This is a genomic window from Advenella incenata (genome assembly GCF_004217095.1).
Lineage (GTDB): Bacteria > Pseudomonadota > Gammaproteobacteria > Burkholderiales > Burkholderiaceae_B > Advenella > Advenella incenata.
Genome location: NZ_SHKO01000005.1, coordinates 18,541 through 43,775 on the forward strand (window position 1 = coordinate 18,541; position 25,235 = coordinate 43,775).

Below are 25,235 nucleotides of genomic sequence, written 5' to 3' on the forward strand. Positions count from 1 at the left end.
ACTCACCTTCTAAAGAGCCGTCCGTCAGGCCTGTGCCCTGTCGGTACGGTAGCGGTCAACACAGGACACATGTCCGGCGTTCACCCCGAGAAACGGTTAAACAGTCCGCAAGGACCTTTTCAACTGCCATATCCCGTCTGCATATCCGCTTCCTGGAACAACCGGTGAATGCAACGATCATGCCTGGGCAGATATCAATCACTATTTTGCCGGGCTGGCCAGCGACAGAATCCAGGTGGCCAGTGCGGTAGCCTCTTGTTCGGTTACCTGCGGCTGCGCCGGCATCGGCACGGCCCCCCAGCGACCGCGGCCGCCGTTGCGAATACTGTTTGCCAGATAGTTGATCATGGGTTGCCCACCTGCCGCATAGCGCTCAGCCACAGCAGCAAACGGCGGCCCGACCCGGGTTTTATCGATCTGGTGACAACCCATGCAGATATTATCCTTAGCCAACTGCGGTCCGTCAGTCAACGTTTGCGCCCTGGCATAGGTTATGTTGAATGCAATAATTGCCAAGCAGGCGACAATCTGTTTTCCTGACACTACGGTAACCTTTTAAATTTTAACAATTAACTTGCGTTTATTTTACCCGACCACGCACAAAGCGTTGGCCGCGCCTTTATACTTTCCATTTCATTGTCGCATTTTTGGTTCTTATGATCGCATATCCACAATTTAATCCGATTGCACTTGAAATCGGTCCGCTCAAAATCCATTGGTACGGCCTGATGTATGTGGCGGCGTTCGCCCTGCTCTGGATTCTCGGCAAGTATCGGATCAAAAAAGGAATGGTACGACTTACTGTCTCCGAATTCGAAGATCTGATCTTCTACGGAGTCATGGGTGTGGTGCTGGGCGGACGCCTGGGTTACGTTCTGTTTTACCAGCCTGCCTATTATTTTGCCAATCCGCTGCATATCTTTGCTGTCTGGGATGGAGGCATGTCGTTTCATGGCGGACTGATTGGCGTGCTGGTTGTGCTGTATCTTTATGCGCGCAAAAAAGGCATGACATTTTTCGAAGTCGCAGATTTCATCGCCCCGCTTGTGCCGCTGGGTCTGGCCATGGGCCGCATCGGCAATTTCATTAACGGCGAACTGTGGGGACGACCTTCAGATCTGCCCTGGGCCATGATATTTCCCCAAGGCGGGCCGATTGCCCGTCACCCCTCCCAGCTTTATGAAATGCTGGCCGAAGGGGTGATTCTGTTTGCTGTCGTATGGATATTTTCGTCAAAGAAGCGCTGGGTAGGGCAAACCAGTGGCGTCTTCATGACCGGTTATGGCCTGGCCCGGTTCCTGGTGGAGTACACACGTGAACCGGACAGTTTCCTGGGCACCCTGAGTCTGGGGCTGTCCATGGGTCAGTGGCTGTCACTGCCCATGATTGTAGCGGGTATCGCAATCTTTATTTGGGCAACAAAAAGATCTCTCCCTCCATCGACAGTGTGACTGTTTCCTTGCCGGCCTCGATTGCGGGACCGGCCTTGGCGGCACTCATTGCCATCATGCGTGGCTGGTAGCTTTCGGGCTGCCCCACATCACCCAGGCGCAATGACTTGATACGATAGCCGCCAAATTCCAGTGCGGTAACTGCATCCTGGGCACGGGTTTTGAAGGCCTTCGTGGTCGCGGCAAGCAGGCGCTTTTCAATGGTCTCGCGTGCTTCGCGCGACAGGGAAAACCGAATGCCGTCCAATGCCATATCCTCGTCAACATCGGCCGCAAATTGGCTGGCCTTTTCCATGTTTTTGGAAGTAATGAGCAATTCGCCGCGCGCGACCCAGATACCGCCGACATCGTCCGCTTTGCCATCATCTTTGGCATCGGCTGTCCGGGTGCCGGTCGCAGCAGGCTGAACGGGTCGATTATTGTCACGTTCAAACCACACCTGATAGGAACCGGTGCGAACTTCAAGGTCCTTGTCTGACTTGGCTTTATCACGAACCTTATTCATGGCTTCATTGACATTGCGCGATAGATCGACCTGATTTTCACCCCGCAATTCACGAGTCAGCGTCAGGGTGACGGTGTCCTGAGCCACCGTCTCGGATGCAGAGGCGCTCAGCGCCAGCGTCGGCTCTGTTGACTGTAAGGTGGCCGGGTTCGTGGCCGGCTGGGCCCGCACCGCAGTCGCGGGAACGGCCACGGCGCCCAGTGTGAACATGGCGATCAAAGTGGCTTTGGATAAAAACGCATGGGTAAACGTACGCGGCATAGAAGACTCCGAAAAAAAAACGAGCCATGACAGCTCGTTTTGTAGGAATAATGGCCCCGCTTGTATCGTCTAGGCTGGCACCTCGAACCTTTCAGTTCAAAGTTGGTTACCTTCAACAGAGCGTCGGGTTCATCTGACTAGAGACGATCACTCCAACTCTGTAATCCGGCGACCGTTGCCATAAGCATAGGTAAGAGATGTATAGCCAAGTCACGAATACAGCAGGGACAAACTGGTAGGTTTAACTGTACATAAAAATCACTATAAGTTAAACCCTAAATACTTTAAAGTTTTTTCAGATCGTTAAGGCCGGAATCCAGCAATGTATTGAGTTCTTCTATTTTACTCTTGAATTGCCCATATTGCATGCCGCCGAAGCCTTCGTCTGCAGATTTAACGGAAAGCAGATCCGAAGCCATCTGAATGCAGGCCATCACGGCGATACGTTCATTGCTTGCAGAGGTCATGCCGCCCGAACCCTTGATTTTCAACATGAGCTGATCGGCCAGCTTGACTGCAGAGAGCAATTTTTGCTTTTCTTCAGGATTACATGCCAGGGAAAAATCGCGCCCCAAAATAGAGACATCTATGCGTTCCATTAGTTTACTCCTTCTGACGCATTGCCCGGCAGATTGGCCAATACGCGTTCCACTTTCTCACGCGCCGTTCTGGCACTTTCCTTCAGGGCATTGGCCTCGTTCTTGGCGGCGGCCAGTTGCTGCTTGACGCTTTGCAGTTCGGCTGTGGTGCCTTCAAGTGTCTGGCGCAACTGCACGTTCTCGGTCTGGGCCTGTTCCCGGATACCATTGACTTCGGTCTCGTGATTGGCCAGACGTTCGCTGATAGACTTGAATTGGCCTTCCCGCTCTTGCAGCAGACTTTGCAGTTCTGCCCGTCCGCCTTCAGCCTGTTTAAGTCTGGTCGTCAGGGATTCCCGTTCGGAAGCAAGCTGTTTCGTAAGCTGAACCAGCTGCCCGATGCGGACAGCAACTTGATCTAAATCCTGAAGCATAGTGGTATCACGTTCTCAAAATATGCGGGCACGCTTACGATGCAGTGCACACGGATTTAATTAAATGAGATTGAATTTTACCTGTTCTGAGCCATATTTCCAAAAAATAGACACAAACAGGTACTATTTACGTTCTATTACCATTCACTTCCAATTCGTTCAGGTGCACTCATGGCTTCAATTACAGACAAACAGTACGATCCGGTCCCGGCAAAAAAAGTCGCTTTTATTGGTTTGGGGGTAATGGGCTTTCCTATGGCCGGGCATCTGGCTCGTGCCGGCCACGATGTTACCGTGTACAACCGTACCGCCAGCAAGAGTGCAGACTGGGTCAGCGAATTCGGCGGCAAAAGCGCCCCTACTCCGGCCAAGGCGGCAGAAGGTGCCGAGATTGTCTTTTGCTGCGTGGGCAATGACAACGACCTGCGCAGCGTTACCACCGATGCCGATGGTGCATTCCATGGCATGCAGCAGAACGCCGTTTTTGTCGATCACACCACCGCATCGGCCGATGTAGCTCGCGAACTGGCGGCTGCCGCCCGGCAAGGTCAATTCGGCTTTATTGATGCGCCTGTATCTGGCGGTCAGGCCGGGGCTGTCGGCGGCGTACTCACTGTCATGTGTGGTGGCGAACCGGAGGTCTTTGAGAAAATCAAACCCGTAGCCGGTCATTTTGCGCGCGCGGTGACCCTGTTGGGCGAACATGGCGCAGGCCAGTTGGCAAAGATGGTCAATCAGATTTGCATTGCGGGACTGGTGCAGGGGCTGTCCGAAGCCATTGCCTTCGGATTGCGTGCTAATTTGGATATGAATGCCGTGCTGGATGTCATCAGCAAGGGTGCCGCCCAGAGCTGGCAAATGGAAAACCGGGGCAAAACTATGGTGCAGGGCAAATTCGACTTTGGTTTCGCCGTAGACTGGATGCGCAAGGATCTTGGACTGGTGCTGGACGAGGCCAAACGCAACGGCGCGCTGCTGCCGGTCACTGCCGTGGTGGACCAGTTCTATGCAGAAGTGCAGCAAAATGGCGGCCAGCGCTGGGATACTTCCAGCCTGATCACCCGGCTGACACCGAGTAAATAACACGCCATACCGCCACGCCCACCTGCCCCGACCGTCAACAATGCCCTGACGCAGGGCCTGCGCAGCCGGCCTGTGCTGCTGTTCATTTGAACACCAGCACGACTGCGCCTTTAGGCGGGATAGGCTGCATCTTGAGCCGGGTTATCTTGTGGCGGGATAAATAACAACACCGGGCTGCGCCTGGCATCAGGCCGTTGCTGCGCGCTGCCCTACCATTGTCTTGATCTGTGTTGCATTGCCGTGCATGTACCCGGCAAAATCCACGTGTAACGTAACTAACGGGTTACCGGTAGCGCCTTGGCGCGATGCGCCTGCGTGTTGCCCTCGGATGTATGCACACGGCCATTGCGCGCGTGCCGTGGGGCCTGCTTTTGCGTCTGCCCCTGCGCTGCGCGCTGGCCGTGACCGGCTTCAAAATTGCGTTTGGCGCCAGGCTTGGCATTCTGGCGGCCCGCCATCACAGGCTTGCCCCCTTTGGGCGACTCGCCTGCGGCTGCGATGGCGGCAGACGTGTCAGCTCCCGCCGGATTGACGGCATACCCTTTTTTGTTGCTGGCGGCGTCTTTTACGTGCGCGCTTTTGCGCGGCACTGAGCCTGTGCCGTTACGCTGACGCAAAAAACGTGACTCTCCGTGTCGACGAAACAGGATATCCGACAACTCTTTGAGCGCACGGTGATACACATCACGTTTGAATTCAATGACCACATCCAGCGGTACCCAGTAGGTATGCCAGCGCCAGGCGTCAAATTCCGGATGATGCGTCGCCCTCAAGCTGACGTCGGTGTCCTTGCCCACCAGGCGCAACAGGAACCAGATCTGTTTCTGTCCCTTATAATGCCCGCGTGAGTCCCGTCTGACAAAGTTATCAGGTACGTTGTAGCGTAACCAGTCTCGTGTTCGACCTAATATTCGTACATGCTCGGGTTTAAGACCCACTTCCTCCTGAAGCTCTCGATACATGGCCTGAACAGGCGTTTCGCCATATTTGATACCACCTTGCGGAAACTGCCAGGAATGTTCTCGAATTCTTTTACCCCAAAAGACCTCATTCTTCTGGTTTACGAGGATAATACCAACATTAGGACGGTAGCCTTCGCGATCAAGCATGCGGCCACTCCCATTTTTAAATACAATTGTCTTTGATTATACGTATCAATTGAACCGGTAGCCATGTTAGCCTCAAAATTTCATCTAAATACTTTAAAAGAAGCCCCTGCAGAAGCAGAAATCATCAGTCATCAACTCATGACACGTGCCGGCATGATCCGCAAGCACGCCGGTGGTATCTACACTTATATGCCGCTGGCCCTCAAAACCCTGCGCAAGGTCGAGAATATTGTGCGCGAAGAAATGAACCGTGCGGGCGCGATTGAGCTGCTCATGCCGGTGGTTCAACCCGCAGAGCTCTGGATGGAGTCCGGCCGCTGGGTGCAATATGGCGCCGAACTGCTGCGCATCAAGGATCGCCACCAGCGCGATTTCGTGCTTCAGCCCACCTCCGAGGAAGTGGTCACCGACATCGCCCGCAATGAAATTCACAGCTGGCGCCAACTGCCCGTGAATTTCTATCACATTCAGACCAAATTCCGCGACGAACGTCGCCCCCGCTTCGGACTGATGCGCGGACGCGAATTCACCATGAAAGACGCCTATTCGTTTGACCGCGACGAAGCGTCTGCCCAGGCCAGCTACGACGCCATGTACGATGCCTACGTGAAAATCTTTTCGCGCCTTGGCCTGACGTTCCGCGCCGTGGCCGCCGACACCGGTTCTATTGGCGGTGATCGCAGTCATGAATTCCAGGTGATTGCCGACACCGGCGAAGACCTGATCGTCTACAATCCCGACTCCCAGTACGCCGCGAATATCGAACTGGCCGACGCGCCCTGCCTGCTTGCTTCGCGCGCAGCCCCTGCCGAAGCGTTACGGGAAGTGGCCACACCGAACGCCAGCAAGTGCGAAATCGTGGCAGAACAGTTAAATGTCAGCCTGGAAAAAACCGTCAAGGCAGTGGTCTTTATGACCACACCCAAAGAAGGGGCTGGCCAGTTGTGGTTACTGATGGTCCGCGGTGATCATGAGGTCAATGAAGTCAAGATCGGCAAACTGCCTGCATTCAAGGAAGGCTACCGCATGGCGACCGAAGAGGAGATCATGGAGCACTTCGGTTCCAAACCCGGATTTCTCGGCCCCGTCAAGCCCATCGGGCAGGTCCATCTGCTGGCCGACCGAACCGTTGCGAATATGGCCGATTTCATCTGCGGCGCCAATCGCGAAGACTATCACTACGCCGGCGTCAACTGGGGACGCGATCTGCCCGAGCCCGAAGTGGCCGACCTGCGGAATGTTGTCGCAGGCGATCCGGCCACCGACGGCCCCGGCAAACTGGCCATCCAGCGCGGCATTGAAGTTGGCCATGTGTTCTTTCTGGGCGACAAGTATTCGGAAAAGCTCAAGGCCACATACCTGAATGAACAAGGCAAGCCAGAGCCGCTGCAAATGGGCTGCTACGGCATCGGCATCAGCCGCATCATGGCTGCGGCCATTGAACAGAACCACGATGCCAAAGGCATTATCTGGCCCCTGGCCATGGCGCCGTTCGAAGCTGTCATCTGCCCCATCGGCTTGAACAAAAGCGAGGCCGTGGCGCAACAGGCTCAGCAACTGTACGATACCTTGCGCCAGGAAGGAATAGACGTCATTCTGGATGATCGCGACGTGCGACCCGGCGTCATGTTTTCTGAATGGGAACTGATAGGTGTTCCAATTCGTATCACGATTGGCGATCGTGGGCTCAAAGATGGTATCGTGGAATTACAATCGCGCAGTTGGTCAGAAGGGCAGAAGGTTCCTGTTGCAGAAATGTTAACAAGTATCAAATCCCTTTATAACGAGCTGAAAAACACGTTATGATTTCGTGATTTTCTTGGGTTTTTACACTTTCCGGTTGTGTTGCAAGGTCTGATTTGTTGGAAAATTCTTTTCATTTTCCCGTTCGCGTTTATTACGAAGATACCGACGCGGGTGGTGTGGTGTTTTATGCCAATTACCTGAAGTTCTTCGAACGCGCCCGCACCGAGTGGCTTCGCCATCTCGGGGTCAGTCAGACCGCGCTGGCAGGCAACGACAGGTTGATATTCATCGTTGTCAATACGCAGTTGCGGTATCGGTCGCCGGCGCGTCTGGATGACCTGCTGGCCATCAACAGCCGGATTACCAAAATGGGCGCCGCGTCCGTCCATTTTGAACAAGTAGCAGAACGCGATGGCATCCGACTGGTGGAAAGCCAGATTCAGGTATGCTGTGTAAACGCGGACACATTTCGTCCGGCTCCCATTCCAATGCCTATCCGACAACTATTTCCTTTCGTGCAGGACTAGATTTTATGCAACCTACTACCCCCGAAGAGATGTCGATTATCTCGCTGATCATCAACGCGAGCTTACCCGTACAAATCATCATGCTGATTCTGGTGATCATCTCGGTCCTATCCTGGACCTATATCATCAGCAAGCGAATTGCCCTCAAACGCGCGCGCAATCAGACACGGGAATTTGAAGATGCATTCTGGAAAGGCGGAGACCTGACCACGCTGCACCAATCCATCGCCCAGAACAGTGAGCAGGAAGGCCCGCTGGCCCGTATTTTTGAATCTGGCATGGATGAGTTCCTTAAAGCACGCCGCAACGGCGTCAAGGAAGCCAATGCCCTGCTCGAAGGCCCTAACCGGGCGATGCGCGCGACTTATCAGCGCGAACTGGATGCGATGGACTCCAATCTGAACTTTCTGGCCTCGGCCGGTTCAGTCAGCCCCTACATTGGCCTGCTGGGCACGGTCTGGGGGATCATGCATTCATTTATCGGCCTGTCCGGCACTGCCCAGGCAACGCTGGCAGCGGTAGCGCCCGGCATTGCCGAAGCCCTGATTGCGACGGCCATCGGCCTGTTCGCCGCGATTCCTGCTGTCTTGGCCTACAACCATTTTTCGAATGACATTGACAAAATGGCCAGCCGTTTCGACAGCTTTATTGACGAATTTCTGAATATTTTGCAACGCCAGGTTCGCTAATGGCCAGAATACAAAACCGCCGCGGTCGCGGGCGCCGCATGAAAAACGAGATGAACGTCGTGCCGTATATCGACGTGATGCTTGTGTTGCTGGTCATTTTCATGGTGACCGCTCCCATGATCACGCCAGGCCTGATCAACCTGCCTTCGGTCGGCCAGGCATCCGCCGTGCCGGCCACCCCGGTGGAAATTGAAATGTCCGAGAGCGGCGAAGTCAAAGTGCGCCAGCGCACCGCCGGCAAGAACTTTCAAACAATAGACAAAGCCAACATTGTGGAAGAAGTCAAAGCGCTGGTTGAGCCCGACAGCCCGGTCGTGATCGCTGCCGACGGCAAAGTGCCGTACGAAGAAGTCATGAAGGTTATGGACACGCTGCGCGGTAGCGGACTGACGCGCCTGGGCCTGCTGGTCAACCAGAAATCCACAGACGGCAAAAAGTAAGCCGCCCACACTCATTGTCACCACATCTCAATTTAATGAAGCACTTCGATAATCCTAACGAATTTTATGATGAAGGAGATAATCGCAAAGGCCTGATCGGCGCGATTATCCTTCATGCTTTGTTAGTGATCGCGCTGATCGCCGGGCTGTTCCAGTCCACTGAAGCACCGACCGGCCCAGTGCAACTTGAGTTGTGGACAGAGGGCGAAAACCAGGTGCTGCAACCGCCGGCACAAACACGCACGCCGGACCCTGCCGAAGAAGACACACAAAACGAAGAAGAGGAAGCAGCCTCGCCGCCGCCACCGCCCTCCCGGGCCGCCGCGGCAGCCGCTGCTGCTGCGGCGGCTGCTGAGCAGGCGCGCGCCCAGCAATCGCAACCGACAGACAGCGAACAAGAAGACCCGGATATCGCGCTGGAAAAGAAACGCAAGGACGAGGCCCGGAAAAAGGCCAAAGAATTAACCGACGCCAAAGTTCGCGCCCAGGAAGAAGCCAAGGAAGCGGCCAAAGCCCAGGCAGAGGCCAAACGCAAGGCTGAACAGCAAGCCAAGGCTGAGGCCGAAGCGCAAGCGAAAGAACAAGCACAGGCCAAGGCAGATGCTCAAGCCAAGGCGGCCGCCCAGGCAAAAGCCCGTGCTGACGCAAAAGCGAAAGCCGATGCCAAGGCTCGTGCCGAAGCCGAAGCCCGTGAAGAAGCCGAGGCCAAAGAAAAAGCACAAGAAGAAGCGTCTGCCAAGGCGAAAGAAGCGGCAGAGGCAAAAGCCAAGTCTGCCGCCGAGGCCAAGGCCAAAGCAGCTGCCGAAGCCAAGGCAAAAGCTGCTGCAAAAGCGAAGGCGGACGCCCGCAAAGCGGCACAGGCCAAGGCAAAAGCCGAATCCAAGGGCGATGCCCTGCGCGCAGCCATGCGTGGCGACGTCAGCAGCACGGCCGGTATTCGCGGCGGTCAGAGTGATCGCAATCAGGTCGGTGGCGGCGGCGGTAACTCCGGTTACGCCCGACGCGTGCAACAGTGCGTGGAGCCACGCCTGCGATTTTCCGGCAATCAGCGCCTGCAGGTGACCTATCGCGTCGACTTCGACAGCAGCTTCACCCCAACCGCCGCCAAGATCCTGGTGCGTTCGGGCAATCCGGCATTCGACCGTGCGGTGCAGTCAGCCCTTATGGCCTGCAAACCGTTCCCCAAACCCCCTGGCGGCGATTCCTACGTGACCGGCCCGTATCGCTACAACCCGAACTGATGTCCACCGGCACAGCGGGGCCGATCGAAAAATCGTGAAACAACATTTGCCTGCTCTGCCTCGTCAAAGCAGGCTTTATTGATACACTGTCGTTATTACATTCTGTAAGGAGACCGCAGTCATGACTGCCTCAATCAAAAAGGGAAATGCTGCCATTCCCGCCCGTGCTGTGCAGCGTTATATCGGCATCTTGATGACCTGGGCGCTATTTGTTGCCGTCATATTCTATTCTGTTGCCCAGGCCCAGGTAAACGTAGAACTGCGCGGCTCAGGCTCTGCCACTAAGTTCCCTATCGTTGTGGCCAATTTTGAAGGCCCCAATGGTGCGGAAATTGCTAATATCATTCGTGCTGACCTGACTCGTTCCGGCCAGTTCGAAGTCAAAAGCGCCGGTGATCTGACACTGGGCGCCAACGGTACACCCGATTGGGCGGCAATTTCCCAGGCTGGCGGCACAACCGTTGCCTACGGTACGGTCAGCGGCAGCAGCGTCGATTATCGTCTGGCTGATGCTGCCCAGCAGGCTCAACTAGACGCCCAGAACATTTCAGAAGCGCAAATGCGCCGTCTTGCCCATAGGGTAGCCGACGCTATTTACGAAAAAACAACAGGTGTTCGTGGTATTTTTGCAACGCGCATTGCCTACACCACCGGCCGTCAACTCGTAGTCGCTGACGCTGATGGAGAGGGTCGCAAGGTCGTTGCAAGTTCGTCTTCTTCACTCATTTCTCCGGCATGGTCTCCTGATGGCACGCGCCTGGCCTATGTGAGTTTTGAGGGGGGCAAACCGATAGTTTACGTGCAGAACCTGAGTACCGGCGGACGCACAGTAGCAGCCAACTTCAAGGGCAACAACAGCGCCCCTGCGTGGTCTCCGAATGGTAGTCAGCTTGCCGTGGCGCTAAGTCAGGGTGGTATTTCACAGATTTACCTGGTTAGCGCAGGTGGTGGCTCAAGCCAGCAACGCCTGACAAATTCAGCAGAAATTGACACCGAACCGTTCTTTTTCCCTAACGGCAGTGGCATCGTTTTCACCAGTGACCGCGGGGGTAGTGCACAAGTGTATCGAGCCGGTTTGGGAGGGGGTGCAGCCAGCCGTCTGACCTTCAGTGGATCACAAAATGTTTCGCCAAAAATATCACCAGATGGGTCAAAACTGGTATATTCTAGCTTACGAGGTGGGTCATATGTTATTGCTATAAGTAGTCTTGGCTCTGGATCTGATCAGGTACTGACTTCTGGCGGCAATGATCTTTCTCCAAGTTTCGCACCTAACGGAATGCAAGTGCTCTACGCAGCAGGTGGCGGTCTAGGTATCGTCAATGCTGACGGTTCGTTCCAGGCCTCAATACCCTCGTCTGGCAATGTGACTGGTGCGGCTTGGGGGCCGTTTACAAAATAAGTTTATTTTTGACTTTGATAAAGGAAATTACCATGGGTTCTCGCATTGCAAAAACACTTGCCATTGCTAGTTTGGCTGCCACACTGGCAGCGTGTAGCTCTACTCCTGTAGACGGCACTGCTGGAGCTGGAACAGGCACTTCCAACGCCGTTATGGATCCATTCAACCCTAACAGCCCACTGGCACAGCAACGCTCTGTTTATTTTGCTTATGACAGCTATGCTGTTGAGCAGCAATACCAGCCCGTTGTTCAAATGCATGCTCAGTACCTGGCGGCTAACGCCAACCAGCGCGTTCGCATCGAAGGTAACACCGATGCACGCGGCAGCGCCGAGTATAACTTGGCACTGGGTCAGCGTCGTTCTGTTGCAGTTGCCAACCAGCTGACACAACAGGGTGTAAGCCCTAACCAAATCGAAGCAGTCAGCTTCGGTAAAGAGCGTCCAAAAGCAGAAGGTTCTACAGAAGAAGCCTTTGCTGAAAACCGTCGCGCAGACATTAACTATCAGCGTTAATCCTGCTTTGTAGGTTAAGCTCACTGCGCCGCAAACGGTTATGCCGTTGCGGCGTTGCTGTTTTAACGGAGTCCATATGAAATTGAAGAAATCACATTCCCTGCTCATTGCCTCATCTGCCCTAGTACTCAGTCTGAGTGCCAATCAAGCATATGCGTTTGAAGACGAAGATGCTCGGCGTGCCATTCTTGACCTGCGCTCCCAGTTAAGACAAAGCCAGCAGAACAACGTCGATCTGACCAATAAAATCAACAACCTGCAACAGCAGATCACGCAACTGCGCGGTAGCATTGAAACAGCCAATCATCAGACTCGCATGGCCCAGCAATCCAGTCAGCAGGCGGCCAATCCCGATGTCCCACCGTCACCGCAAGTAGGTGACCCGAACGAGCAGCAAAGCTATGACAGCGCCCTTGATCTGTTCCGCCAAGGCAATTACGCGGAAGCCAGCACAGCGCTGAACCGCTTCGCCCAGCAATATCCGAACAGTCCGCTGACACCAAGCGCCCGCTTCTACGAAGGTAGCAGCCGCTATGCCAACAAGGACTTCAACGGTTCCATACAGGGATTGCAAGCCATGGTAGCGGCCTATCCCCGTGACCAGAAAGCCGGGGATGCATTGCTTGTGATTGCTGGCAGTCAGGTAGAATTGAATAACATTGCAGGTGCGAAATCCACCCTGCAGCGCGTAGTAAACGAATACCCAAATACCCCTGCTGCCGATACAGCCCGGAACCGCCTGGAGCTGTTCCGCTAAGTTGGGGCCCTGATTCCGTTTTTTACCGAAAGGCATCCGGAAGTCGCAGGATGCTTTTTTTATTTGATGACGATGCAAAACGAATACCCGCAACATACGCTCACACTGGCCAATGCCACCATTGCCTACCAGGACGCTGGGCAATCGCCCACCTGTCTGTTGCTGGTCCACGGCTCGCTGTGTGATTTTCGTTTCTGGCGCTGGCAACTGCCAGATCTGTCTGCGGCCGTGCGTGTCATTGCGCCCAGCCTGCCCGGTTATTCGCCAACATCACCCATGCTCGCGGACGCCGGCGCACATTTTTCCATTGACCAGCACACAACGGATCTGTTTGCCCTGATGGACCATTTGGGCATTAATCACTTTGCCGTCCTGGGTCACTCTCGCGGCGGACGCATCGCAGCTGAAATGGCTTGCCGACGCCCTGATCGCGTAACTCATCTGCTGCTGGCTGACCCCGGGCTGGGTTCCGTACTACCTGAAGACAGCATGCCCGCGCTGCCCTATCGCGACCTGGCCCTGGCTGCCCATGAACGGGGTGACACGGATGCGGCGCTGGAAATCTTTATCGATGGGGTCAGCGGCGCCGGCACCTGGAAACGCATGGTGTCCTGGTTCAAGGCGATGACCCGGGATCAGGCCGCCACCCTGCCGCTGATCATCCGCGAACCGCTATACGAGCTGAACCCGTCACGGGTCAATGAATACGGGATTCCTGTGACACTGATGGGCGGCTCGGACAGCCCGCCTCCCTTCCCTGCCATTCTGGACGCATTGCAGCAACAGTTTAGCCATGCGACGCGCCATACGTTAACGCCGGCTTCGCATGGCCTGAACCTGGCCCTGCCTCATGCCTTTAACCAGATCATTCTTCAGGAACTCATTCCAAAAACGCCTGCCCAGTAATCGCATGCACTCTCCCGCACCCAGAATACGCCGTTCCGTCCAGCGAAAAACCAGACAGGCTTTGCGCCTGTCCAAAAAATCCTTACAGCTGCTCCTGATGCTTTGCGGAGCAGCGCTGGTCGCGCTGGTTTCCATTGGCTTTGCAATGATGGCCGATTACGCGCTGGAGAAAAATCGTGAATGGACCCACGCCTACCCCTATCTGATCTGGTTGGTCATGCCGCTGGCCTTTGTGTTGTTGCGATGGTGTGTCATGCGCTTTGCCCCTTATTCGGCCGGCAGCGGCATTCCGCAAGTTATCGCCAGCCTGTCACTGCATCGCGACTCGCCAGGCAAACTGCGGCTGGTTTCGCTGGCGCAGGCGATCTGGAAAATTCCGCTCACATTCCTGGGCCTGTTGGCAGGTGCTTCCATTGGCCGCGAAGGCCCTTCCGTACAAATTGGTGCGGCAGCGATGCTGGCCTGGGGGCAATGGTGCCAGAAAATCGGCCTGCCCCTTAAAGGATTCAATACACGGGAGTGGATTGCAGCGGGCGCCGCCGGCGGACTGGCCGCCGCATTCAATGCACCGCTTTCCGGCGTGATTTTTGCCATCGAAGAGATCGGCAAAGGGCTGGACCTGCGTTGGCAGCGGCTGATATTGCTGGGGGTATTGGCAGCGGGTTTTATTGTCGTTGCGCTCACTGGCGACAATCCGTATTTCGGCACCTTTCATTCGTCGCCGCTACACGAAAAAATGCTTCTCTGGGCATTGCTGTGCGCCTCTGTCTGCGGTGTCGCCGGCGGCATTTTTGCGCGCCTGCTAAGCAAGGGACTGGCCGGCTGCGTGCCGTCGGCCCTGCGACATCACGTGCACAATCACCCGTTATGGGTGGCCGCGCTGATGGGCCTGGTCGTGGCGTTTCTGGGCTATCTGACAGCAGGCGGCGTGTTCGGCACCAGCTACGATGTCGCTAAAAATGCCCTGATGATGTTACCGCAGGATTCAGAGCATTTCAGCATTACCAAACTGCTGGCCACCGTAGCCTCATACTGGGCCGGCATTCCCGGCGGCATTTTTACACCGGCCCTGACAACCGGCGCCGGCATCGGCGTGGAGCTGGCCCATTCTGTGAACATGCAGGAGGCCCAAAGTGTATTTGTCCTGATTTGCATGGCGGCTTTTCTTGCAGCGTCTACGCAATCGCCTGTCACCGCCTCTGTCATCGTCATGGAGATGTCGGGCAGCCAGGCCATGCTTTTCTGGATGCTGCTGGCCAGCCTGGTTGCTACGGTCGTATCAAAGCAGATCTGCCCCCAAGCGTTTTATCATTATTCTGCCGGACGCTTCCGGCAATTGGCGCTCAGCGAAGATGCGCGGCAGGCCGCCGCGCCTGCCAAAACAGGTTACTGATCGCTGAACTTGCGGGCAGATGGCGACTTCAGCGTACACTGAACCGGTATTTTCTTGCCGGTGCCCAGCTCGAAATGGACCGTAATCTGTTGCCCTGCTTTCAGGTCCGCCTTGGGCTTTTCCAGCATGGCATGATAGGAACCGGGTTTGAACGGCAAGGATTGGCCGGGTTCGATCGTCACGTCTGGCACCATCTCCATGGCTGACATGCCATTTTTTTCGGTCGTCTCATGCAGCATGCTCATGCCGAAAGCATCGGTTTGTATACCTTTGAGCACCACCGGTTCCGACTTGTCCTCGTTGTTCAGCACAAAGAAGCCGCCGGACGGCGCAACCTTGGGCAGCAGGCGGATCCAGCAATCATCAACACGCAAATGATCAGAGCCCTTGACGCTGCTCGGCGCGCGCGCTGAGCTGGAGTGCATCGCGTGGTTGGCATGAGCGCCGCCGTGGCTACCGCCCTGGTGATCGGCCAGGGCCGGTGTACCAAGCAAAGAGGCTGTCGTGGCGCCCAGTACGACACCAGCCAGAACTAATTTTTTCATCATTTTTCCAAACAAATAAATAAAAAGGACATATTACGCCAGACAAAAAGACGGTGGCGCGGATCGGTCTCGGTCATTGCAACCTGAATGATTTAAATCAAACAAAGCCATACACATCAAGCCAATGCGGTCTGTCGCAATCACTTCTGTCGCTCATCACTAATGATATCACTGTAGCGCTCGACATCCTGCTCATGCGCCTGGTCGATGTCACGCTCCTGCAATGCCTGCACGTACCATTGCTGCATACCCGGCAAGGCCAGCATGTGCGATACATAATCGGCAGCAGCCCCCTGCATTGGCAAATCATAGGTCTGGATGCGGAACACGACCGGCGCATACATGGCATCGACGGCAGTAAACGCCGCCCCGCCCAGAAAGGGTCCGCCAAAACGCGACAAGCCTTGGTTAAACAGCGTATTAATTCGCTCAATGTCTGCCTGCAACTGGGGCGTCACGGTTTGCGGTCTGGCGCGCACCGCGCAGTTCATGGTGCAGCGTTCGCGTAAATGGGCAAACCCGGAATGCATTTCGCAGGATGCCGCGCGCGCCCAGGCACGCGCGGCACGATCATCGGGCCAAACAGCGGCATGCTCCTCGGCCAGATACTCTGCAATGGCCAGGCTATCCCAGATAACCGTTTGCCCATCCTGCAGCACCGGTACTTTTGCGCTGGGAGAAAAGGCCAGAAACTGTTCTCGTTGCGCCTGCAGATCAGCCTGGAACGGATGCACCTCTTCATCAAAGGCGATACCAAGCTGGCGCAGCAAAATCCAAGGCCGCAACGACCATGAAGAATAGTTTTTATTGGCAATATGAAGGGTATACATGAAACTCAGACTCCCAGACTAAAAAAATGCCGACACGCAACCCACGGGCCGACACACGATACCTGCCTGCGACGCCAGCACATTTATCGCACTCGCGTCGCTTACAAATGATTTACACGCGCCGAATCAGAGCGTAACGGTCGCGCCCAACGCCTTGATGAACTGAGCCATCCACGCCGGATGCGCAGGCCATGCGGGCGCAGTAACCAAATGGCCGTCGGTCACGGCACTGTCCACCGCGATATCCTGATAGTGCCCGCCGGCCAGTGTCACTTCGGCGGCACATGCCGGATACGCAGAACACTTTTTACCTCTGATCACATCGGCCGCAGCCAGGATCTGAGCCCCGTGACAAACGGCTGCTATCGGTTTTTTCGCAGCATCGAACTCGCGTACGATTTCCAGCACGCGCGGCGTATTACGCAAGTATTCCGGAGCCCGGCCGCCAGGGATCACTAACCCGACGTAATCGCCGGTATCCACCTGGGCAAAGTCATGGTTGATGGCAAAATTATGGCCACGCTTTTCCGAGTATGTCTGGTCGCCTTCGAAATCGTGGATGGCCGTTGCGATTTTGTCGCCAGCCTTTTTATCGGGGCAGACAGCATGCACTTCGTAACCGACACCCAGTAGAAACTGGAAAGGCACCATGGTTTCGTAGTCTTCGGCATAATCACCCACTAGCATCAGAATCTTCCTGGACATTGCAGTACTCCTGGTTGTGTGAACGAGCATTCATCATAGCGTGTTCGATGTAAAAAATTATGATATTTTCGTGAACAAACGGTATAAATACCTATTCCATATTACTATTAGCTGACTCTTTTCAACGGCTTGTCTGCACTGCGCGGCGGCCTCATTTGCTTAGCACATTATTTATGAATTTTTCCTCGCTGTTTGGCTGGCTTCACGATAATCAGGCCCTCATGGCCATGTTGCACGATCACTGGAGCTGGGGCATCTGTCTGGTTGCCCTCATTCTGTTCCTGGAAACCGGCCTGGTCGTTATGCCGTTTTTGCCCGGCGATTCCCTGCTCTTTGCGGTCGGCGCCTTCATGGGCATCAGCGGCATCCCTCCATTCTGGTATATGGTCATGCTGTTTGCCGCCGCCGTACTCGGTGACTATGTCAACTACACCATCGGTAGGTCACCCTTGGGACAGACATTGATCCGCAAGGGCTGGGTCAAGCAGAGTCATATTGATAAAACTCATGCCTATTTTGAAAAATATGGCGGCTCAACCATTACTCTGGCGCGCTTTATCCCTATCGTGCGCACCATCGCCCCCTTCCTGGCCGGGCTCTCGGGCATGGATCGGCGCCATTTCGCGTTCTATAACGTATTAGGCGGGTTCCTGTGGATATTCCTGCTGGTGCTGGCAGGTTATTTCCTGGGCCGCATTACCTGGGTGCAACAGAACCTGTCGCTGTTTACCCTTGGCATCGTGATTATTTCCGTATTGCCCATGGCGTGGCACATTTACAAGCTGTGGAAAGAAAGCCGTCAGGAAAAACAGGCCGGCAAATAATCTTTGTGCGCCGATGCGGAAAGTGTCGTGGCGTGACGGCAGGCATCGTACTGCAACCTGGATAATCACGGGTTAAGGGCGGTGCCTTTTCTTTTATTACATTCCGTAATAAGATTCAAAGAAATGGTTGGTTTCCGATGCATGAAAACCGGTCTATCTTCTTGCTTTGTGCTGTAACCCTAAACTGGAGTCTGCTATGTCTGCCCTATTGAAAGCCTCACTTGCTACGCTCGCGCTCGCAGCAACCGTCCCTGGCCTGACCCATGCGGCAACGCTGGATAACGTCAAACAACGCGGTGCCGTGGTGTGTGGCGCCACCACCGGCTTCGCCGGTTTTTCTGCGCCTGATGCCAAAGGCCAGTGGCAGGGCCTGGACGTTGATCTGTGCAAAAGTATTGCCGCCGCCGTTTTTGGCGATGCCAGCAAATTCAAAATCGTACCGCTGAACTCCCAGCAGCGCTTTACCGCCCTGCAATCGGGCGAAGTGGACGTCCTTACCCGCAACACCACCGTCACGCAACAGCGTGATACCGCACTGGGCCTGATTGCTGCCGGAGTCAATTTTTATGACGGACAGGGCTTTCTGGTGTCCAAGAAACTGGGTGTAAAAAGCGCCAAGGATCTCAATGGCGCAACCATTTGCCTGCAAACCGGCACATCAAATGAGAATACGCTGGCAGACTGGGCCCGCGCCAACAAAGTAGAATACAAACCGGTCGTGTTCGATCAGTTCAACGAGGTGGTCAATGCCTTTGCAACCAACCGTTGCGACGTCTTCTCTACCGATGCCTCGGGTCTGGCGTCCATCCGCATTTCCAAACTGTCCTCCCCCGACGATTACGAAGTGCTGCCGGAAATCATTTCCAAGGAACCGCTGGGACCCTTTGTGCGCCAGGGCGACGATGCCTGGCTCAATATCGTCAAATGGGTCTTTCAGGCTACCGTCAATGCCGAGGAACTGGGTGTGACCACGGCCAATGTCGACGAACAGCTCAAAAGCACCAACCCCAATATCCAGCGCCTGCTGGGCGCCACGCCGGGCGCGGGCAAAAACCTGGGGCTGGACGAGAAATGGGCCTACAACATCATTAAACAGGTGGGCAACTACGGCGAGAGCTTTGAACGCAATGTCGGCCAGGGCAGCCCGCTGAAGATCAAGCGAGGCTTGAACGCCTTATGGACCGAAGGCGGCCTGCAGTACGGGTTGCCTATTCGCTGATTGCGCTTTTTCCATTCGCCGATTTATCCAAAAGGGCCCGCCATAGACGCGGGCCTTGTCACAACCTGGGCCTGCGCGCAACGCACGGCACCCGCAGCAGGCCGGCAACACCTGGTGCAAACAGGACGACAGCACCAACCACCCCAGGATAATAACGCCACATCTCAGAAAAACACCCGATTAGATATTGAGAATCATTTACAATCACAGCTCTGATCTACTCTTGCCGGATACGCGATGATCCAGATTGAAAACGCTGGTTTTCAAACCTCTTCCAAAACCCTGCTGCATCCGCTCACGACCCAATTCGAACGGGGCAAATTCTACGGACTGATCGGCCACAATGGCTCGGGCAAGTCTACCCTGCTCAAGCTGCTGGCGCGCGAATACACACCGTCCCAAGGCGCTATCCTGCTGGACGATGCCCGTGTAGATACCCTGTCCAATCGCCAGTACGCGCGCAAACTGGCCTATTTGCCGCAATATACCCCGGTCATCCCCGATATGAGCGCCCGCGAGCTGGTCGAACTGGGACGCTATTCATGGAACAGTATCTGGCGCAACAGCAACCCCGAAAACGAATCGGCCGTCGCACGGGCCATCGAACTGACCGATACCGAGGCCTTCATGCCGGCGTTGCTCGATTCCCTTTCGGGCGGCGAGCGCCAACGCGTATGGATTGCCATGCTGCTTGCCCAGAACACGCCGTATATCCTGCTGGACGAACCACTGGCGGCACTGGACCTTAAGCATCAGCTTGAAGTGATGCAATTGCTGCAACGGCTGGCGAATCAGGAAAACCAGTGCGTGATCGCGGTTATCCACGATATCAACCTGGCCACCCGTTACTGCGATCGACTGCTGGCTCTGCGTGCAGGCAAGCTTATCTACGCCGAGCCGGCCGCTGCCCTGCTCGATCAACAAAAGCTGCGGCATATCTACGATGTCGAGCTGCAACTGATTGGTCATCCCGTGCATCCCGGTGTGCAACTAGCCTTCAACTGAGCCGGAGCATGATCATGCCCATTATGTTTCACCGTTGCATGCTCATCTGCGCCTGCCTGCTGGCAAATGCCGCGGCGGCGGCCCCGGCAGCAGGCCAGACTAACCCACCCAAGGAGGCAACGCAGCTTGAGTCTGCGCAGCCCAAAAGCCCAAAGGAGGCGCCGCAACGCGTTGCCGTGCTGGACTGGACCATTGCAGAAACAATGGCCGCCATGGGAATTTTTCCCGCGGCAATCGCGGAAAAAAGCAGCTATGAGGTCTGGAGTCATTCGCCGTCCATGCCGGCAAGCACACTGGATCTTGGCATGCGGGCGCAGCCCAATCCCGACAGAATGATTCGGCTGGCGCCCGAGCTGATTCTGGCCTCGCAAGACTATGCCTTTGTCAAAGGGCTGCTCGAGAGAATCGGTCCCACGACGCTGCTGGACGTCTACACACCGGGCCAGGATATCTATCAAAACCTGAGCGAGTTGGCAACCCGGATCGGCCAGATCACCGGCCAGCCTGACAAGGCTGCCCGCTATATTGCGCAGGTAGATGGCCAACTTGATGCGATCGGCCACCAGCTTGTGCAACACCGTGGCCAGCCGGTGGCGATCATCCAGTTTATCGACGCACGCAATGTCCGGGTGTATGGCAAACCCAGCCTTTTTTCCACCGCGCTGGAAAAAATCGGCATCAGCAATGCCTGGACAGCGGCAGTGAACCAGTGGGGTTTTCAGAGTGCAGACCTGACCCACCTTGCCGCTTTGCCCGAGAACACCACGATCTTCGTCATCAAGCCCTATCCGGCTGACCTGCCCGGGAAGCTGCAGGAAAATGTAATCTGGCAGGCATTGCCGGCAGTACGCAAAAACCGCGTCATTCTTGCCGAGCCCATCTGGACGCTGGGCGGTTTAAGTACCGTGCTGCGCTTTGCGCAGACAGTCCGGGACGGTCTGCTGGCACAGGACGCCAATGCCGGCTCGAACGCGGCTTTCCGTTTCCCCGGGTATAACAAATGAGATATACACTTTCAGCAAGAACACTTGCACTTGTCAGTTGCGCAATCGCCATTGCCCTGATGGCTGCGGTCATCATGCTCAGTGCACCGGGTAGCGACGCATCGTCAGAGGCGCCAATGCAACAACTGGTGTTCTGGCATGGCATCCTGCCCAGAATGACCATGGCGCTGCTTTGCGGCATCTGCCTGGGTCTGGGAGGCTTTATTCTGCAGCAAGTCACGCAGAACACCCTGGCCGCCCCCGATACACTGGCCATCAGCAGCGGTGCGCAGTTCGCGCTGTTACTGGGCATGATGTACTTTCCGCAGGCGCAATTATTCGACTCCACACTGCTGGCCATGGCCGGCAGCATGGTCAGCAGTCTGATCGTCCTGCTCTTTATCCGGCGCGCCGGCAGCGCAGGCAATACCCTGATTCTGATCGGGTTAATGCTCACGCTGCTGCTGACCACGCTAAGCAATATGTACCTGATCCTTAACCCGGACAGGCTCTATGGGCTCATCATCTGGGGCGCCGGCTCCCTCAGCCAGGACTCCTGGCGGCCGACGCTGCGCACCGGCTGGCAAACCCTGTTGTGCCTGCCACTGTCCTGGTTTCTACTGCCATCGCTGCGCGCCTTTTCCCTGCAGGGTACGCTCGCCAAAAGCGTTGGCGTCAATGTCCGTCTGGTGCGCGTCACCGGCTTTGTGCTCGTCTCGTTTCTGATTGCAATCGTGGTAAGCAGTGTCGGCGTCATTGCATTCGTTGGCCTGGCCGCGCCGGTAATCGCCCGGTCTCTGGGCGTGACCGATATACGCAAGCAATGGGGATATGCAATGCTGTTTGGCGCCTTGCTGCTGTCCATTACCGATTCGGCCCTGCAACTGGCAACCTATCGCTGGCCCAACAGCGTCATGACGGGGACAGTAACGGCACTGCTGGGCGTACCAGTGCTGCTGTTTCTGCTCATGAAACAGCGCAGCCATACGCGCCAGGAAGTGGCTCCGCTACATGCGGGCGTGCGCCATCCTGCTGCGCTGCTGCGCAAGCGCATGCTCCTGTTGATTGCACTTGCCATTGGATGTTTTGTGTTCCTGCCACATATCACACACGATGTCGCTGGCAACTGGACGCTGGTCACGCAAATTGATCCGACCATTGCACTGTTCACCGAAAGCCGCACGCAAACTGCGATCTTGTTTGGCATTGCGATCGCCTGCGCCGGTACACTGATCCAGAACATGACCAACAACAGCATGGCCTCGCCCGAATTTCTGGGCGTCACCTCAGGAACCGGACTGGGACTGATCGGGCTGATGATGCTGGTGCCCGCCCCCTCGCCGGTTCTGTATCTGGTCTGCGGCATTGGCGGCGCTTTTGTCAGCCTGCTTTTTGTCATGCTGATCAATGCGCGCAACCAGTTTCAGCCAGACAAAATCCTGCTGACCGGCATGGCGCTCACGCAGCTATTCAGTTCACTGCTGACCCTGACCCTTGCCAGCGGCATGCAGCAAATTCAACAACTGTTGATATGGATATCGGGTGATACCTACATGAGCCTGCTGCAAGATGATCTGCCGATGCGCTTTGCCATTGTCGCATTGCTGGTCATATTGGCCTGCATGACACGACGCCCCTTGAGCCTGCTGCGCCTGGGCGACCCCATTGCCCGCGCCAGTGGCCAGCGCCCCATGCTCACCCGCACCCTGCTGTTTCTGCTGATCGCAGCGCTGACCACGCTGGCATCCATTACCATCGGCCCGACCAGCTTTGTGGGGCTGATTGCGCCGCATCTGGCCCGCGCCATGGGATTTCACGGATTGCGCACGCAAATGCTGGCCTCCTCGACTATTGCCATCGTGATCATGCTGTGCGCCGACCTGCTCGGCAGACACATCATGTTCCCCTATGAAGTGCCCACCGGCTTGATCGCCACCTTCATCGGCGCCGTCTATTTTCTATGGCAATTTACCCGAAGACAGAAGGCGTAATTCCGGTATCATTGCGTGCCATGGACACATTGCCTCCTTTCGTTCTATTTGATGACGCCGTCACCCAGCAGGCCACGCTGCTGGAGACGTTTGTGCGCTCGGACACCATCGCTACCGCGCAACTGGCAAACCTGGATGCCGTGCTGGCGCGCGGCTGGGCGCAGGCGCTGCATCCTGCACTCTTCATACCCTATGAGTTCGGCGTGGCCGGCGCTGGCAAGGCAGCGCAAGGCGCAGGCGCAGCCATGCACATCCACTGGTTTTCACAAGCCACAACGCTATCGGATGAGCAGATAGAGAACTGGCTGACCCGGCAGGCGCACGCGCATGACCCCAGCCGGCAGCCTGCGGGGCTGTGCAATCTGCATTTGCAGCCGGCGTTTGACGGTTATCGGCAGCAGTTCGATCGGTTGCATCAGGCAATAGCGCGTGGCGATTTCTATCAAATCAATTACACGGCGCGACAATATTTCGAGACATATGGTTCGCCACTGGCGCTGTACCGCGCACTGCGTGCAAAGCAACCCGTGCCATACGGCGTGCTGGCCTGGCTGCCGCATCAGCGCATGGCCCCCTGGACAGTATGCCTGTCTCCGGAGCTGTTCATCCGCATTGATGACCATGGCATGATCGGCGCCGAGCCCATGAAGGGAACCCTGGCCTGTCAGCCGGCAGATGACCCCGAGGCGTTGGCCAACCTGCTGCGCAATGACAGCAAGAACCGGGCCGAGAACCTGATGATCGTAGACCTGTTGCGCAACGATTTATCTATTCTTGCGCAACCCAACGGCGTGCAGGTGCAGGAACTGTTCAAGGTGACACGCTTTGGCCAGGTGCTGCAAATGACCACGCCTATTGAATGCCAGGTGCGGCCCGGCATCACCATGGCAGCGGTGATCGGCGCCTTGTTTCCCTGTGGTTCCATTACCGGCGCCCCGAAAAAAATGAGTATGCACTATATCGCAGACAGTGAAATTGCGCCGCGAGACCTGTACACCGGGAGCATCGGCTATCTGCAACCCTCAGGCAATACCATGGGCGCCAAAGGCTGTTTCAATGTTGCGATCCGCACCCTGACGCTGCAGCCGACGAGCGACCAGGCCATCGCCTGTACTGGAGTGATGGGTGTCGGCGGCGGTATTGTCTACGACAGCACGGCACAATCGGAGTATGAGGAAATCCACTGGAAATCTCGTTTTCTGCATGCCCTCCCTGCCGAATTCGCGCTATTTGAAACCATGCTGGTCGAGCAAGGCCATTGTGCATTGCTGGGCAGGCACATTGAGCGCCTGCTTGCCTCTGCCAAAAGCCTGGGCTTTGCCGCCGACCAGACTGCATTGACACGGCAGTTGCAGCAATTCATTGCCGCACAACCACCGCACGCCCGACTGCGCGTGCGCGCCGTACTGAACCAGGACGGCACCTGCGAGATTGCTGCCTTCCCACTGGACACTCCTGTGCCCCTGGGCGAACCCAACCTGCCTTCGGTGAGCATCGCGCCACGCCCATTACCGCGATATGACCCCTTGCGTCGCTTTAAAACCACATGGCGCCAACATTATGACGATGATTTGAAACAGGCAACGATTTCAGGCGATTTCGACGTTCTGTATTTCAATCCTGATGGCGATCTGCTCGAAGGCGCACGCACTTCGGTATTTATTCACTATCGTGGTGCATGGCTGACACCGGCCCTGACCCTGGATATTTTGCCCGGTGTCATGCGCGCGCAGGTATTGGCCAGCCCTGCGCAGTATCTGCAAACCGAGCATATCACCGAGCAACGCATCAGCCTGGCCATGCTGCAAGCGGCCGATGCCATCGTCCTGACCAATGCCCTGCGCGGGTGCATTCCGGTCCGTCTTAAAGCAGTCTGAGATCGCTATAACAAGGCGCCTTCTGTGCTGCCTGCACGTGGCTGGCAACCCCGCTGCAGACATGTACTGCAATGGCTGGCGGGGCAGGAAAATACAACAATCGACAATTTACGTGATATCTTCATACAGACATTTTAGTATTTCATGCAAGAACCGGCCCCTGTGCGACCCTCGCCAGGTGATTACCGGTAGATGCTACTTTACCGTGGGGATACCACA

General features: G+C 55.9%; 25 protein-coding genes, 1 other RNA gene and 1 pseudogene. 18 read left to right on the forward strand and 9 right to left on the reverse strand.

What is annotated here, in order from left to right; genetic code table 11:
- Positions 1 to 201 precede the first annotated feature (201 nt).
- Positions 202 to 516 (reverse strand): c-type cytochrome, encoded by a 315-nt coding sequence (locus EV681_RS20575; RefSeq protein ID WP_423191231.1) that lies wholly within the window; start codon positions 514 to 516, stop codon positions 202 to 204.
- Between the two features lie 140 nt (positions 517 to 656).
- On the opposite strand from EV681_RS20575, the gene lgt reads away from it, so the two are divergent.
- Positions 657 to 1,451 carry a prolipoprotein diacylglyceryl transferase gene (gene lgt, locus EV681_RS20580; RefSeq protein ID WP_128396381.1) on the forward strand — a complete coding sequence of 265 codons (795 nt, stop codon included), beginning with the start codon at positions 657 to 659 and terminating at the stop codon, positions 1,449 to 1,451.
- Here lgt and EV681_RS20585 read toward each other — a convergent pair.
- The 4 genes from EV681_RS20585 to EV681_RS20600 form a co-directional block, all read right to left on the reverse strand.
- Complete coding sequence (locus EV681_RS20585; protein ID WP_128396382.1) at positions 1,408 to 2,217, reverse strand: SIMPL domain-containing protein; 810 nt, start codon at positions 2,215 to 2,217, stop codon at positions 1,408 to 1,410. The genes lgt and EV681_RS20585 overlap by 44 nt on opposite strands.
- A gap of 49 nt (positions 2,218 to 2,266) precedes the next feature.
- Positions 2,267 to 2,448: non-coding RNA, 6S RNA (gene ssrS / locus EV681_RS20590), on the reverse strand.
- Positions 2,449 to 2,501: 53 nt separating this feature from the next.
- On the reverse strand, positions 2,502 to 2,816 hold the full coding sequence (locus EV681_RS20595; RefSeq protein ID WP_014751713.1) for a cell division protein ZapA: 315 nt from the start codon (positions 2,814 to 2,816) through the stop codon (positions 2,502 to 2,504).
- On the reverse strand, positions 2,816 to 3,229 hold the full coding sequence (locus tag EV681_RS20600; RefSeq protein WP_128396383.1) for a hypothetical protein: 414 nt from the start codon (positions 3,227 to 3,229) through the stop codon (positions 2,816 to 2,818). Before EV681_RS20600 ends, EV681_RS20595 begins: the two co-directional genes overlap by 1 nt.
- A gap of 171 nt (positions 3,230 to 3,400) precedes the next feature.
- Here EV681_RS20600 and EV681_RS20605 point away from each other — a divergent pair, with 171 nt between their 5' ends.
- Positions 3,401 to 4,312 (forward strand): NAD(P)-dependent oxidoreductase, encoded by a 912-nt coding sequence (locus EV681_RS20605; protein WP_130305101.1) that lies wholly within the window; start codon positions 3,401 to 3,403, stop codon positions 4,310 to 4,312.
- A 604-nt stretch (positions 4,313 to 4,916) separates the two neighbouring features.
- Here the strand turns inward: EV681_RS20605 and EV681_RS20610 are convergent.
- Positions 4,917 to 5,421 (reverse strand): annotated as a pseudogene (locus EV681_RS20610) (RNA pyrophosphohydrolase); the annotation flags it as partial.
- 63 nt (positions 5,422 to 5,484) lie between these two features.
- Here EV681_RS20610 and EV681_RS20615 point away from each other — a divergent pair.
- From EV681_RS20615 to EV681_RS20660, 10 genes are all read left to right on the forward strand, one after another.
- Positions 5,485 to 7,227: a proline--tRNA ligase gene (locus EV681_RS20615; RefSeq protein WP_130305103.1), complete on the forward strand. Its 1,743-nt coding sequence runs from the start codon at positions 5,485 to 5,487 to the stop codon at positions 7,225 to 7,227.
- Positions 7,228 to 7,283: 56 nt separating this feature from the next.
- Positions 7,284 to 7,694 (forward strand): tol-pal system-associated acyl-CoA thioesterase, encoded by a 411-nt coding sequence (gene ybgC, locus EV681_RS20620; RefSeq protein ID WP_014751718.1) that lies wholly within the window; start codon positions 7,284 to 7,286, stop codon positions 7,692 to 7,694.
- A 5-nt stretch (positions 7,695 to 7,699) separates the two neighbouring features.
- Positions 7,700 to 8,383 carry a protein TolQ gene (gene tolQ, locus EV681_RS20625; RefSeq protein ID WP_128396386.1) on the forward strand — a complete coding sequence of 228 codons (684 nt, stop codon included), beginning with the start codon at positions 7,700 to 7,702 and terminating at the stop codon, positions 8,381 to 8,383.
- Positions 8,383 to 8,823, forward strand: coding sequence for an ExbD/TolR family protein (locus tag EV681_RS20630; RefSeq protein WP_128396387.1), 441 nt, complete (start codon positions 8,383 to 8,385; stop codon positions 8,821 to 8,823). Before tolQ ends, EV681_RS20630 begins: the two co-directional genes overlap by 1 nt.
- A 35-nt stretch (positions 8,824 to 8,858) precedes the next feature.
- Complete coding sequence (gene tolA / locus EV681_RS20635; protein ID WP_128396388.1) at positions 8,859 to 10,064, forward strand: cell envelope integrity protein TolA; 1,206 nt, start codon at positions 8,859 to 8,861, stop codon at positions 10,062 to 10,064.
- Between the two features lie 121 nt (positions 10,065 to 10,185).
- On the forward strand, positions 10,186 to 11,466 hold the full coding sequence (gene tolB / locus EV681_RS20640) for a Tol-Pal system beta propeller repeat protein TolB (protein WP_128396389.1): 1,281 nt from the start codon (positions 10,186 to 10,188) through the stop codon (positions 11,464 to 11,466).
- A gap of 32 nt (positions 11,467 to 11,498) precedes the next feature.
- On the forward strand, positions 11,499 to 11,981 hold the full coding sequence (gene pal / locus EV681_RS20645) for a peptidoglycan-associated lipoprotein Pal (RefSeq protein ID WP_128396390.1): 483 nt from the start codon (positions 11,499 to 11,501) through the stop codon (positions 11,979 to 11,981).
- 76 nt (positions 11,982 to 12,057) lie between these two features.
- A complete protein-coding gene (ybgF, locus tag EV681_RS20650; RefSeq protein WP_128396391.1) occupies positions 12,058 to 12,738 on the forward strand; it encodes a tol-pal system protein YbgF in 681 nt (226 codons plus the stop codon).
- 66 nt (positions 12,739 to 12,804) lie between these two features.
- The gene (locus tag EV681_RS20655) at positions 12,805 to 13,644 is read left to right on the forward strand and encodes an alpha/beta fold hydrolase (RefSeq protein ID WP_130305105.1); all 840 of its coding nucleotides are present in this window, start codon (positions 12,805 to 12,807) and stop codon (positions 13,642 to 13,644) included.
- Positions 13,645 to 13,648: 4 nt separating this feature from the next.
- Complete coding sequence (locus tag EV681_RS20660; protein WP_242612341.1) at positions 13,649 to 15,037, forward strand: chloride channel protein; 1,389 nt, start codon at positions 13,649 to 13,651, stop codon at positions 15,035 to 15,037.
- On the opposite strand, the gene EV681_RS20665 is transcribed toward EV681_RS20660, so the two are convergent.
- From EV681_RS20665 to EV681_RS20675, 3 genes are all read right to left on the reverse strand, one after another.
- On the reverse strand, positions 15,031 to 15,582 hold the full coding sequence (locus EV681_RS20665; RefSeq protein ID WP_165393160.1) for a copper chaperone PCu(A)C: 552 nt from the start codon (positions 15,580 to 15,582) through the stop codon (positions 15,031 to 15,033). The two genes, EV681_RS20660 and EV681_RS20665, sit on opposite strands and share 7 nt — an antisense overlap.
- 140 nt (positions 15,583 to 15,722) lie before the next feature.
- Entirely contained in the window at positions 15,723 to 16,412 is a 690-nt protein-coding gene (locus tag EV681_RS20670; protein ID WP_130305109.1) for a glutathione S-transferase family protein, read from the reverse strand.
- A 126-nt stretch (positions 16,413 to 16,538) separates the two neighbouring features.
- On the reverse strand, positions 16,539 to 17,117 hold the full coding sequence (locus EV681_RS20675) for a DJ-1/PfpI family protein (RefSeq protein ID WP_128396396.1): 579 nt from the start codon (positions 17,115 to 17,117) through the stop codon (positions 16,539 to 16,541).
- 173 nt (positions 17,118 to 17,290) lie between these two features.
- Between EV681_RS20675 and EV681_RS20680 the strand changes: the two genes are divergently transcribed.
- From EV681_RS20680 to EV681_RS20705, 6 genes are all read left to right on the forward strand, one after another.
- Positions 17,291 to 17,941, forward strand: coding sequence for a VTT domain-containing protein (locus EV681_RS20680; RefSeq protein ID WP_128396397.1), 651 nt, complete (start codon positions 17,291 to 17,293; stop codon positions 17,939 to 17,941).
- 196 nt (positions 17,942 to 18,137) lie between these two features.
- Entirely contained in the window at positions 18,138 to 19,160 is a 1,023-nt protein-coding gene (locus EV681_RS20685) for an amino acid ABC transporter substrate-binding protein (protein WP_128396398.1), read from the forward strand.
- A gap of 237 nt (positions 19,161 to 19,397) precedes the next feature.
- Positions 19,398 to 20,165 carry an ABC transporter ATP-binding protein gene (locus EV681_RS20690; protein ID WP_130305111.1) on the forward strand — a complete coding sequence of 256 codons (768 nt, stop codon included), beginning with the start codon at positions 19,398 to 19,400 and terminating at the stop codon, positions 20,163 to 20,165.
- Positions 20,166 to 20,179: 14 nt separating this feature from the next.
- Positions 20,180 to 21,169 (forward strand): iron-siderophore ABC transporter substrate-binding protein, encoded by a 990-nt coding sequence (locus tag EV681_RS20695; RefSeq protein WP_165393161.1) that lies wholly within the window; start codon positions 20,180 to 20,182, stop codon positions 21,167 to 21,169.
- Positions 21,166 to 23,139, forward strand: coding sequence for an iron ABC transporter permease (locus EV681_RS20700; protein WP_130305115.1), 1,974 nt, complete (start codon positions 21,166 to 21,168; stop codon positions 23,137 to 23,139). The genes EV681_RS20695 and EV681_RS20700 overlap by 4 nt, the downstream gene beginning before the upstream one ends.
- Positions 23,109 to 25,016, forward strand: a complete 1,908-nt coding sequence (locus EV681_RS20705; RefSeq protein WP_130305117.1) for a chorismate-binding protein — start codon at positions 23,109 to 23,111, stop codon at positions 25,014 to 25,016. Before EV681_RS20700 ends, EV681_RS20705 begins: the two co-directional genes overlap by 31 nt.
- Positions 25,017 to 25,235: the final 219 nt, after the last annotated feature.